The 11,608-nt window shown below is 74.2% G+C and carries 11 protein-coding genes; 2 read left to right on the top strand and 9 right to left on the bottom strand.

What is annotated here, in order from left to right; genetic code table 11:
* Window positions 1-190 precede the first annotated feature (190 nt).
* On the top strand, window positions 191-931 hold the full coding sequence (locus tag ACFVIU_RS31345) for a GntR family transcriptional regulator (protein ID WP_385846641.1): 741 nt from the start codon (window positions 191-193) through the stop codon (window positions 929-931).
* Between the two features lie 4 nt (window positions 932-935).
* On the opposite strand, the gene ACFVIU_RS31340 is transcribed toward ACFVIU_RS31345, so the two are convergent.
* The 8 genes from ACFVIU_RS31340 to fmt all read right to left on the bottom strand — a co-directional run bounded on the left by ACFVIU_RS31340 (window position 936) and on the right by fmt (window position 8,427).
* Entirely contained in the window at window positions 936-1,388 is a 453-nt protein-coding gene (locus ACFVIU_RS31340; RefSeq protein ID WP_121789788.1) for an Lrp/AsnC family transcriptional regulator, read from the bottom strand.
* A gap of 207 nt (window positions 1,389-1,595) precedes the next feature.
* Window positions 1,596-3,038 (bottom strand): GuaB1 family IMP dehydrogenase-related protein, encoded by a 1,443-nt coding sequence (locus ACFVIU_RS31335; protein WP_385846639.1) that lies wholly within the window; start codon window positions 3,036-3,038, stop codon window positions 1,596-1,598.
* Window positions 3,039-3,169: 131 nt separating this feature from the next.
* Complete coding sequence (locus tag ACFVIU_RS31330; protein ID WP_385846637.1) at window positions 3,170-3,484, bottom strand: barstar family protein; 315 nt, start codon at window positions 3,482-3,484, stop codon at window positions 3,170-3,172.
* Window positions 3,481-3,921 (bottom strand): ribonuclease domain-containing protein, encoded by a 441-nt coding sequence (locus ACFVIU_RS31325; protein WP_385846636.1) that lies wholly within the window; start codon window positions 3,919-3,921, stop codon window positions 3,481-3,483. Before ACFVIU_RS31325 ends, ACFVIU_RS31330 begins: the two co-directional genes overlap by 4 nt.
* Window positions 3,922-4,008: 87 nt before the next feature.
* Window positions 4,009-5,052 (bottom strand): sugar-binding transcriptional regulator, encoded by a 1,044-nt coding sequence (locus tag ACFVIU_RS31320; protein ID WP_385846635.1) that lies wholly within the window; start codon window positions 5,050-5,052, stop codon window positions 4,009-4,011.
* A gap of 89 nt (window positions 5,053-5,141) precedes the next feature.
* Window positions 5,142-5,828 carry a ribulose-phosphate 3-epimerase gene (gene rpe, locus ACFVIU_RS31315; RefSeq protein ID WP_385846633.1) on the bottom strand — a complete coding sequence of 229 codons (687 nt, stop codon included), beginning with the start codon at window positions 5,826-5,828 and terminating at the stop codon, window positions 5,142-5,144.
* A gap of 153 nt (window positions 5,829-5,981) precedes the next feature.
* Window positions 5,982-7,400, bottom strand: a complete 1,419-nt coding sequence (locus ACFVIU_RS31310) for an RsmB/NOP family class I SAM-dependent RNA methyltransferase (protein WP_385846632.1) — start codon at window positions 7,398-7,400, stop codon at window positions 5,982-5,984.
* A gap of 94 nt (window positions 7,401-7,494) precedes the next feature.
* On the bottom strand, window positions 7,495-8,427 hold the full coding sequence (gene fmt / locus ACFVIU_RS31305; RefSeq protein ID WP_385846630.1) for a methionyl-tRNA formyltransferase: 933 nt from the start codon (window positions 8,425-8,427) through the stop codon (window positions 7,495-7,497).
* A gap of 265 nt (window positions 8,428-8,692) precedes the next feature.
* On the opposite strand from fmt, the gene ACFVIU_RS31300 reads away from it, so the two are divergent.
* Window positions 8,693-9,226 carry a hypothetical protein gene (locus tag ACFVIU_RS31300; RefSeq protein WP_385846629.1) on the top strand — a complete coding sequence of 178 codons (534 nt, stop codon included), beginning with the start codon at window positions 8,693-8,695 and terminating at the stop codon, window positions 9,224-9,226.
* Window positions 9,227-9,299: 73 nt separating this feature from the next.
* Here the strand turns inward: ACFVIU_RS31300 and ACFVIU_RS31295 are convergent, their stop codons facing one another.
* A complete protein-coding gene (locus ACFVIU_RS31295; protein WP_385846627.1) occupies window positions 9,300-11,459 on the bottom strand; it encodes a primosomal protein N' in 2,160 nt (719 codons plus the stop codon).
* Between the last annotated feature and the right edge of the window lie 149 nt (window positions 11,460-11,608).

Raw genomic sequence — 11,608 nt, 5'->3', positions numbered from 1 at the left:
GAGCGAGGAAAAACTCTTCGAACTTGTCTGAACAAGTTGACCCCAGTACGCCCGTCGCCGGTGTCCTGTCCGTAAACACTGCCGAAACTCCGGCCCCCGTTTCCCTGCACACTTCCGGTTGACACGGATCAGTAAGGAACGTCGATTAGGCTGGTCACGCTGTGCACAGCGGCCTACGCAGAGGGGAAGCATGACGGCGCGACACGAGGAGATCGCCGACGAGCTGCGGCGGGCGATCGACCGCGAGGAGTACACGGTCGGCAGCCGGCTGCCCTCGGAGTCGGAGCTGGCCGCGCACTACGGCGTCTCCCGGGGCACGGTCCGCCAGGCCGTCGCGGCCCTCACCGCCGAGGGACTCATCGGCTCCCGCCAGGGTGCCCGGCGGGTGGTCCTGGCCAGCCGCCGCAGCCAGAGCTTCGAGGAGCTGCGCAGCTTCGCCCAGTGGGCCCGCGCGATGGGCCGCGAGGCCACCGGCCGGGTGGTGTCCCAGGAGTACCGGCCGGCCACCGCCGAGGACGCCGTACGCCTCCAACTGGTCGTCGGCACCCCGGTGTTGCACGTCCTGCGGGTGCGCGGACTGGACGGCGAGCCGGTGCTGCTGGAGCGGACGGTCTACGCCGACTGGATCTCCCCGGCGGTCGAGGCCATCGAGCCCGACTGCCCGTCCGTCACCCAGCGCCTGTACGACGACACCGGCCTGGTCTTCGCGTACGGCGAGCATGTCATCGACGCGGTCGCCTGCGGCGCACAGGACGCCGAGCTGCTGGGCGTGCGCCGCACGAGCCCGCTGCTGCGGGTGCGGCGCGTGACGACCACGCGGGAGGGGCGCCCGGTGGAGTGGTCCGACGACCGGTACCGCTCGGACGCGGTGAGCTTCAGCGTGCGCAACTCGATAGGCAACAACGCGCTGGCCCGCAAGACGGCGGGGTAGCGCCCTATCCGGGAGCCCCGGAGGAGAAGCGGCGCAGCAGCGGGGACAGCACCAGCACGGACTTGGTGCGCTCGACGAACGGCTCCCCGGCGATCCGCTCCAGCACCCGCTCGAAGTGGCGCATGTCGGAGGCGAAGACCTGGGCGATCGCGTCCGCGTCGCCGGTGACGGTCGACGCGGCCACGACCTCCTGGTAGCGCTCCAGGCCTCGCTGGATGGTCTCCGGGGAGGTGTTGCTCCGGCAGTAGATCTCGATGTACCCCTCGGTCTCCCAGCCGAGCGCCGCCGGGTCCACCCGGACGGTGAATCCGGTGATGGCTCCGGTGGCCCGCAGCCGGTCCACGCGCCGCTTCACGGCGGGTGCGGACAGGCCGACCATCTGCCCGATGTCCGCGTAGGAGCGGCGGGCGTCCTCGGCGAGGGCGTGCACGATGCGTTCGTCGAGATCGTTCAGCACAGGGGGTGGTTCACTTCTTCGGTTCGGTCACTTCTCTGCCGTCGCCGCGGGAGCGTCATCGGCCGCGGGACGGGAACGGCGACAGCCGTATACGAAGTAGAACACGAGCCCGACGAGCGCCCCCTCGGGGGCGCGGGGAACGGCGCGACCGGCCGCGAACGGATCCGCGGCTGCGCACCGGCTCCCACGCGCTTCCCGGCGGAGCGGTCAGCTCCAGCTGGCGTGCAGCGGCTTGCCCTCCGCGTACCCGGCCGCGCTCTGGATGCCGACGATGGCCTTCTCGGCGAACTCCTCGAGGGAGCCGGCACCGGCGTAGGTGCAGGAGGAGCGGACACCCGCGATGATCGAGTCGATCAGGTCCTCGACGCCGGGGCGGGCCGGGTCCAGGAACATCCGCGAGGTGGAGATGCCCTCCTCGAACAGCGCCTTGCGGGCGCGGTCGTAGGCCGACTCCTCGGAGGTGCGGTTGAGCACCGCGCGCGCGGAGGCCATGCCGAACGACTCCTTGTACAGGCGGCCGCCCGCGTCCTGCTGGAGGTCGCCCGGGGACTCGTAGGTGCCCGCGAACCAGGAGCCGACCATGACGTTGGAGGCGCCGGCCGCGAGGGCCATGGCGACGTCGCGCGGGTGCCGGACACCGCCGTCGGCCCAGACGTGCTTGCCGTACTTCTTCGCCTCGGCGGCGCACTCCAGCACCGCGGAGAACTGCGGCCGGCCCACACCGGTCATCATGCGGGTGGTGCACATGGCGCCGGGGCCGACACCGACCTTGATGATGTCCGCGCCGGCGTCGATGAGGTCCTTGACGCCCTCGGCGGAGACGATGTTGCCCGCGACGATCGGCACCTGCGGGTCGAGCGCGCGCACCAGCTTGATGGCGCTGATCATCGACTCCTGGTGGCCGTGCGCGGTGTCGATGACGAGCGTGTCCACGCCCGCGTCGAGCAGCTGCTTGGCCTTGCCAGCCACGTCGCCGTTGATGCCGACGGCGGCGGCGATGCGCAGCCGGCCCTTGGCGTCCACGGCCGGGGTGTACAGCGTGGCCCGCAGGGCGCCCTTGCGGGTGAGGATGCCGGCCAGCCTGCCGTCCTTGTCGACGGCCGGGGCGTAGCGCCGGTTGTGGGTGTCCAGGGTGTTGAAGGCCTCGCGCGGGTCGATGTCCGCGTCGAGGAGCAGCAGGTCCTTGGACATGACCACTTCGAGCTGGGTGAAGCGGTCGACGCCGCTCAGGTCCGCGTCGGTGACGACGCCCACCGGCCGGTGGTTCTCGTCCACGACGACACCGGCGTTGTGCGCCCGCTTGGGCAGCAGCGCGAGGGCGTCGGCGACGGTCTGGTGCGGGGTGAGCACGATCGGGGTGTCCAGCACCAGGTGGCGGCTCTTCACCCAGGAGACGACCTCGGTGACGACCTCGATCGGGATGTCCTGCGGGATGACCACCAGGCCGCCCCGGCGGGCCATCGTCTCGGCCATGCGGCGCCCGGCGATGGCGGTCATGTTGGCGACCACGAGCGGGATGGTGGTGCCCGTACCGTCCGGCGAGCGGAGGTCCACGCCCTGGCGGGAGCCCACCGCGGAGCGGCTCGGCACCATGAAGACGTCGTCGTACGTCAGGTCGTACGCGGGCTGGATGTCATTGAGGAAACGCACGTGCTGCACATCCCAGTCGATCAGAGGTGACCCCCGGACAGGTGTGCCAGGGGGAAAGAGCACGTACTTCATTCTCCCATGGCCGGGCCGTCACCATGCCCCGACAGAACGTCCAGGCTGGTGAGAGGCGCTTAGGAGGTTCCTCCAAGGGCCAGCGCGACGCTGAGCGCCGGGGTGTGGTCGGCGGCCTCGGTGAACACCTCCTGGGCGATCCGCCACTCCTCCGGCCGCGCCTCGGCGTACGGCCGCCAGTTGCGTACGACGATCAGCAGTCCCCGCTCGACCGCGTCCTCCGGCCACACCGTGTGGTCGCCGAGCGAGTCGGCGAGCGCGTCCCAGTTGCGGCCGAACCAGTCCGGCAGCGCCAGCGCCCGGGCGGCGCGGTCCATCAGTCCCGCCTTGTCCGTGACTCCGTCGAGGTCCAGCGTGACCAGGAGTTCCGTCATCTCAGTACCGCCCTGAACGATTGGTAGTGATCATCGGTGTAGTACAGCTCGCCGCCCTGCCCGGTGATCAGGCGGCGGGCCCCGCGGTCGCGCGAGCCGGGTGTCGGCACCGTGTACTCGTGGTAGTAGCCGCGCTGGTGCCTGGGCAGCCGTCCCTCGAAGTTCCCGAAGACGATGCCGTCCCGGGCGTAGGGGTAGGGGCCGCCCCGGTCGATGAGCGTGAGCGTCCTGCGGGCCTCGGCCGGCAGCTCGGCCGCCCGGACGGTGGCCATGCCGTGGGCCCAGGAGGGCGCCGACCCGGCAGGGGCACGCGTGCCCTCCCGGCCGGCCGGGTGGGAGGAGCAGCCCGTGAGCAGGACGGCGAGACAGACCAGCAGCCCGGCGCACGCACGCAGGACGGCACGGGGTACGACACGGGGGACGAACCGCAGCAGCATGGCGACGATGCTGCCACGACCGTCCCCGCACGGCCGTACCGCGACCCGCCTTTCCCGCGCGGTACGCACCACCCGCTGCGGGCCCCGTCAGGCCCCGTCGGGGTCCTGGCGGCTGAGCGCGGGCTTCGGCGTCGGCCCCGCCGTCATCAGGTAGTCCGCGGCGGAGGTGTCCGTGACCAGGCTGGTGACCAGCCCGGACCGGAGCACCGCGTCGATCGCGGACGCCTTGCGCTGTCCGCCGGCGATCGCCACGACCTCCGGGATACGGCGCAGCTGGTCGGCCTTGACCGTGATGCACCGCTCCCCCAGGTCGCGGCCGATCCGGCGGCCCTCGGCATCGAAGAGGTGCGCGGACATCTCGGCGGCGACACCGAGCGAGGCGTAGTGCGCCCGCTCCTCGTCGCTCAGCATGTCGTGCACCGTCGAGATGCCCGGCTCCCAGGAGCCGATGGAGACACAGGCGACCGTGACCTTGTCGAAGTACTCGTACGCCCGGGCGATCCCGGTCTGGCTGCGCAGCGCCGCCGCGGTGGCCGCGTCCGGCAGCAGCATCGGCGCGTAGATGGGGTGCGCGTCGCCGCCCGACACCTGCGCGGCCCGGCGCACCGCCTCCACCGAGCCGCGTTCGGCGGTCCCGGCGTCGTACACGCCCGTCAGCTGCACCACCGTGCACGGCGGCAGCCGGTCGAGCGCCGCCGCCATGTGGATGGTGGACCGGCCCCAGGCCAGCCCCAGCACGTCCCCCTCGTTGACCAGCTCGCCGAGGAGGTCCGCGGCGACCTCGCCGAGGTTCTCCGGGTCGGGGTTCTCCTCGGCGTCGGCCGGGGACTCGACCACGACGGCGTGCCGCAGGCCGTAGCGGGCGCGGAGCGCGTCGGAGCGCTCGGCGTCCAGCTCGGCCGGCACGCGGATCTCGATCCGTACGAGATCCCGTTCGAGGGCCGTCTCCAGGACCCGCGCCACCTTGAAGCGGCTGACGCCGAACTCCTCCGCGATCTGGATCTTGGACTTGCCCTCGAGGTAGAAGCGGCGGGCCATGGCCGCCGCCTGCACCAGCTCTGCGGGTCCCATCCGCATGGCTGACCGGCCCGCCGACATACCCGACACGGCGATCTCCTCACTGCTGTTCACACTTGGATTCGCCGTTCATCCTTGCAGATTCGGCGCGACTGATCCGCCCTGATGGGCGCCGTTCCCTTAACCGTTCATATAGCTGTGGCTCAGTGGTCGCATGCCCAGGACGCCCTGGCGGTCGCCTCCTGGGCCTGGGCGCGCAGGGCGCGCACCGCTTCGGCCGGGTCCTCGGCGCCGTACACGGCCGAACCGGCGACGAACACGTCCGCTCCCGCCTCCGCGCACCGCTCGATCGTCGAGGCCGAGACCCCGCCGTCCACCTGGAGCCACAGCTGGAGGCCGTGCTTGCCGATCAGCTCACGGGTGCGGCGGATCTTGGGCAGCATGATGTCGAGGAAGGCCTGGCCGCCGAAGCCCGGCTCGACCGTCATGATCAGCAGCATGTCGAGTTCCGGCAGCAGGTCCTCGAAGGGCTCGATCGGCGTGGCGGGCTTGAGCGCCATGGAGGCGCGCGCACCCTTGGCGCGGATCTCGCGGGCGAGCCGCACCGGAGCGGCGGCCGCCTCCGCGTGGAAGGTGACGGAGGAGGCACCGGCCTCGACGTACTGGGGAGCCCAGCGGTCGGGGTTCTCGATCATGAGGTGGCAGTCCAGCGGCGTGTACGTCGCACGGGCCAGGGACTCCACCACCGGTACGCCGAGGGTGAGGTTCGGGACGAAGTGGTTGTCCATGACGTCGACGTGGAGCCAGTCGGCGCCCTGGACCGCCTTGGCCTCCTCCGCGAGTCGGGCGAAGTCGGCGGACAGGATGCTGGGGTTGATCTGCACGGCCATGACCCAAGCCTGCCATGCCGCTGCGCTGGGCTGTAACGGCGGTCTCAGGTTGTGTTTTGTCTGTCGGCCCGGTGGGGGCTGGCCGCGCCCCGCGGCGCAGCCGCATATCGATACAGCCCCGCGCCCCTTCAGGTTGGCAGTCCCGACGACGCTTCAGCCGGTACGCCGAATCAGGGCCAGGTACATCGCGTCCGTGCCGTGGAGGTGGGGCCAGAGCTGGATGTCCGGGCCCTCGCCCAGACCGGGCATGTCCGGGAGCAGGGGGCGGGCGTCGATCAGCTCGGTGTCCGGGTGCTGCTTGATGATGTCGGAGACGACCGCGCGGGTCTCGGCGAGATGGGGCGAGCAGGTGGCGTAGCCGACGACCCCGCCGACGCGCACCGAGTCCAGGGCGGTGCGCAGCAGGGACCGCTGGAGCGGGGCGAAGTTGTCCAGGTCCTCCGGGCGCCGCCGCCAGCGCGCCTCGGGCCGCCGGCGCAGCGCGCCGAGCCCGGTGCAGGGCACGTCCATCAGCACCCGGTCGAAGGTGCCGGGCCGCCACGGCGGCCGGGTCCCGTCGGCGGCGATGACCTGGTACGGCCCCGGGTTGCCGTGCAGCGCCCTGGCGACCAGCCCGGCCCGGTGCGGCTGCTTCTCGGAGGCGAGCAGGACGGCCCCGCGCTCGGCGGCGAGCGCGCCCAGCAGCGCGGCCTTGCCGCCCGGCCCGGCGCACCCGTCGAGCCACTTGGTGTCGGAGCCCTCCAGCGGCGCGTTGGCGAGCGCGAGGGCGACCAGCTGGCTGCCCTCGTCCTGCACTCCGGCGCGCCCCTCGCGCACGGCTTCCACCGCGCCCGGCTCGCCGCCCTCGGCGAGCCGCACGGCGTAGGGCGACCAGCGCCCCGGCACGGCGGCGTCCTCGCGCAGCAGCTCCTCGGTGGTGGCGCGGCCCGGCCGGGCGACGAGCGTCACCTCGGGCCGCTCGTTGTCGGCCGCGAGCAGCTCCTCGATCCCGGCGCGGCCGCCGCCGAGGGAGTCCCACAGCGCGGAGACGACCCAGCGGGGATGCGAGTGCATCACGGCGAGATGGTCCTCGGGGTCCTCGTCGTAGGACGGGGCGACCTTGGCGAGCCAGCCGTCGAGGTCGTCCTGCGCGACCTTGCGCAGCACGGCGTTGACGAACTTGGCGCGGCCGTCGCCGAGCACCACCCGGGCCAGCTCCACCGAGGCGGACACGGCGGCGTGGGTCGGGATCCGGGTCCCCAGCAGCTGGTGCACACCGAGGGTGAGAACGTCGAGCACCGGCGGGTCGACCTCGCGCAGCGGCCGGTCGACACAGGCGGCGACCACGGCGTCGTAGGTGCCCTGGCGGCGCAGCGTGCCGTAGACCAGCTCGGTGGCCAGGGCCGCGTCCCGCGCGTCGAAGTCGCCCTTCTCCCGCGCCTTGCGCAGCAGCGGCGGCAGCACGAGGTTGGCGTACGCGTCCCGCTCGTCCACCGCGCGCAGGGCCTCGAAGGCCAGCATGCGGACGGGGTCCTTCTGGGGACGGCGGTAGGGCTTGGCGGGCTTACGGGGCCGCCGGGACTGCTCGCTCACGAAAAAGGTGCTCCGGATGTGATGAGGGGGCTGCGGTGTCCAGCGTACGTCGGCACACCGCCGCCCCCGCCGCCCGGGGCCGCCGCGGCCGTGCTCAGCCGCCGAGCCGCTCGCTCTCGGTGATGCGCACCCCGCGCGCCCAGTCGGCGGCGCGCATCGGCTTCTTGCCCTGGGCCTGCACCCACAGCAGCTCGACGGCGTACGACCCGGTGCCCACGTGCACGCTGTTCTTGCCGACCGCGAGCGCGCCCGGCGCCAGGTCGGTCCGCTCGGGCACCGGGGTGACCTGGATGAGCTTGAGCCGCTCGCCGCGGAAGGTGGTCCAGGCGCCGGGCGCGGGCGTGCAGCCGCGCACCACCCGGTCGACGCGCAGCGCGGGCGCCGCCCAGTCCACCTGGGCGTCCTCGACCGTGATCTTCGGTGCCACGGTGATGCCCTCGGCGGGCTGCGGTACGGCCTTCAGGCTGCCGTCCTCGATGCCGTCCATGGTGGCGGCGAGCAGCCCGGCGCCGGCGAAGGCGAGCCGGGTGAGCAGGTCGCCGCTGGTGTCGGTGGGCCGGATCGCCTCGGTCACCGTGCCGTACACCGGCCCGGAGTCGAGGCCCTCCTCGATGAGGAAGGTGGAGGCGCCGGTGATCTCGTCGCCCGCCATGATGGAGTGCTGCACCGGCGCCGCCCCGCGCCAGGCGGGCAGCAGCGAGAAGTGCAGGTTGACCCAGCCGTGGGCGGGGATGTCCAGGGCGACGCGGGGCAGCAGGGCGCCGTAGGCGACGACCGGGCAGCAGTCGGGGGCGATCTCGGTGAGCCGGGCCAGGAACTCCGGGTCCCGCGGCCGGACCGGCTTCAGCACCTCGATCCCGGCCTCCTCCGCCCGGTCGGCCACGGGCGACGCGACCAGCCTGCGCCCGCGCCCGGCCGGCGCGTCGGGCCGGGTGACGACGGCGGCCACCTCGTGCCGCCCGGAGGCGATCAGGGCGTCCAGGGCGGGAACGGCGACCTCGGGGGTACCGGCGAAGACGAGCTTCATGGGCGGGATCGGGCCTCTCGGGCGGGGGTTGGACCGGGCAGCGCACCAGTCTATGGCCACCGGCGCACAGCCGCCGAGGGCGAGCGACCCCCGCAGAGAACGGAAACCGCGACCCGCGCGCGCCCGGACGACCGGCGTACGCATATGCCCATACGCCCCCAGCCCGTGACCAGCGGAGCGCCCACGCGTTGGTCAAGAGAGAGTTGACCACTTCGGGCCCTCGCGCGGCCCAATTCCTTTCAACGCCGGTTCGAGAGGCTTGTTCATGGCCGACCACGCCACCCACGACGCCCAGGCCCGGGCCAGCCTGCACTTGCTGGTGCGGGACATCGAGCGTGTCCGCCGCCAGGTGGACGCACTGCGCACGCTCACCGCCCAGTTGGGCAATGTCTACCGCCCGCGCCGCTCCGGCCCGTCCACGGGCTTCGTCGTCTACGGACGCGCCCCCGCCCCGACGGTGCGTCTCGCCCAGGAACTCCGCGACAGCGTCGAGACCCTGGTCACGGCCGCCGTCGACTTCGACCGCTCGCTCGGCTTCTCGTGGGACGCGGTGGGCTCGGCGCTCGGCGTCACCAAGCAGGCGGTGCACCGCCGCTACGGCGCCCGCCGCGCCGCCGCCCAGGCCGCCGCCGAGGCCGAGCGGTCACCCGAGCCGACCGGCACCCGCACGCTCAACGTGGGCGCCGGTCTGCCGACGGTCCCCGCGGCCCGCTCCATGCCGACCCAGCCGACCGCGGGCAGCCCGACGCTGCGCGACGACGCCCGGCCGACCGCCTTCCCCGGCCCGCGCAACGGCTGACGCCCCGCCGACCGCCCTCCCGGAAGCCCCCGAACCCTCCCGGGAGGGCCCCACGGACGGCCGTCGGCCGAGGTCAGCCGATGTCCGGCGGATCGATCCGCACCCGCACCGCCTCACCGCTCCCCCGTGCCATGCGGGCGGCCTGCGCGGTCTTCAGGGCGGCGGCCAGCGCGGCACCGCTGCCCGGCGGCACCCGCACCAGCGCCCGCTCCCAGTGTTCGCCGGGCGGCGGCGCGCCGGGTCTGCGCGCCCGCCCCGGCAGCGTGGGCGGCACCGGCACCGGCCCCAACACCTCCGCGTCCGCGGGCAGTTGCACCGCGGCCAGGAACTCGGCGACGGCCGTGGGCACCCCGGACACGGCCGCCATCCGCGACACCGGCGGGAAGCCCAGCTCCGCCCGCTCGGCCAGCTCCCGCACCGCGTGCCCGACGGGATCCCAGCGCACCAGGGCCTGCACCGGCCGCAGGGTCGGCTCGGCCACCACGACCACGGTCCCCCCTTCGCTCTGCGGCCGCACCAGCGCTCCGGCCGCGATCCACCGGCGCAGCGCGTCCTCACCGGCGCGCAGATCCGGCCGGGTGAGCATGGCCCAGCCGTCCAGCAGCAGGGCCGCCGCATAGCCGCCCTCGGCCACCGGCTCGGCGCCCGGGGTGCTCACGACCAGCGCGGGCGCGCCCGGCACGGTGTCCAGCACATGCTCGCGGCCCGAGGTGCGCACCGGTACGGCCGGGAAGGCGCGCCCCAGCTCCTCGGCGGTCCGCCGCGCCCCCACGATCTGGGCGCGCAGCCGGAAGCCTCCGCACTGCGGGCAGTGCCAGGCGTTCTCCGGCTGCCCGCACCAGCCGCAGCGCAGCACGCCCGCGTCCTGCCCCTCGAGCGGCCCGGAGCAGTGCCGGCAGCGCGCGGGCGCCCGGCACCGGTCGCAGGCCATCCGGGGGGTGTAGCCGCGCCGGGGCACCTGGACCAGCACCGGCCCGTGCCGCAGCCCCTCGCGGGCCGCCTGCCAGGCGAGGGTGGGCAGCCGGGCGGCACGGGCCGCCTCGTCCCGGGCGAGATCCTCGTCGCCCACGGTCCGCACCAGCGGCGCGGTCCGCCGCACCTGTTCCCGCCCGGCCACCAGCGGCCGCGCCCAGCCGGTCTCGACCAGCTGGGCGGCCTCCACGGTGCAGCTCCAACCGCCCAACAGGAAACCGCACTTGTCCTGCGCGGCGCGCAGCAGCAGCACATCCCGGGCGTGCGGCTGCGGGGCGTGCGGCTCGCTGTGGCTGTCGTCCCCGTCGTCCCAGATGGCGACCAGGCCGAGATCGCGCACCGGCGCGAACATCGCCGCCCGGGTCCCCACGACCGCCCGGACGGCCCCCCGCCGCACCGCGAGCCACTGCGCATACCGCTTCTCGGGCCCGGCGTCGGCGGTGAGCAGCGCATGCCGGCCGGGGCCCAGCAGCGCGGTCAGGGCCGCGTCGACCCGCCCGGCGGCCCGTCCGTCCGGTACGACGACGAGCGCGCCGCGTCCCGAGGCGAGGGTGGCGGCGACGGCCCGGGCGATCTCCTCGCTCCAGGAGGGCCCGGGCAGCGCATGCCACACGGCCCGGGGCGCCCCGCCGGAGGCCAGCGCCTCCAGGAAGGCCCCGCCGCGCTCGTACCGTGCCCAGGAGCCCGTCTCGGGCGCGGGCGGCGGCGGCAGGGGCTCCGGGGACGGCCGCTGCTCGGCGCGCGCGCTGCGGGGCGGCACGGCCAGCTGGAGGACGTCGGCGAGGCTGCCCGCGTACCGGTCGGCGACGGCCCGGGCGAGCCCCAGCAGCTCCTCGCTCAGCACCGGCTCCGGCGACACCACCTGGGCCAGCGCGGCCAGCGGGCCGGAGTAGTCGGAGTGGGCCAGCCGCTCGATGAGGAAGCCGTCGATGAGCCCCCCGCCCTCCCGGCGGCCCTCGCGCACCCGGCCCCGCCCGGCCCCGAACCGCACCCGCACCCGCACGCCGGGCTGCGCCTGCTCGTCCAGCTCGGCGGGGACGGCGTAGTCGAAGTACCGGTCGAGGTGCAGCACGCCCTTGTCCACGAGGACCCGGGCCACCGGCAGCCGCTCCGCCAGCGCGGCGCCCCGCCAGGTCCGCGGCTTGGCCCGCGGGGTCTTCGCCGTGCGCACGCTCTCCCGGATGAGGGCGAGCTGCTCCGCCGGCGCTCCTTCGCCCGCGCCGTCCCCGTCCCCCGGGTGCACCCCGTCCTCGCTGCTCACGCTTGCATTCTTCCAAACGGGACTGACAACACCGGCTGCCCGCGGACACGCCGAGGCCCCGGGCCCGTGAGGGGTTTGCCGGGGGGCGCGGTGTGGCGGGCGGGGCTTAAAGGCGGCCGCGGGGCGCTCGGCGGGGACGCGGTGGGTGC

Source organism: Streptomyces sp. NPDC127190 (assembly GCF_042672505.1).
Classification (GTDB): Bacteria; Actinomycetota; Actinomycetes; order Streptomycetales; family Streptomycetaceae; genus Streptomyces.
Note: the sequence above shows the minus strand (reverse complement) of the source record. Positions and strands in the feature narration are given on the sequence as shown.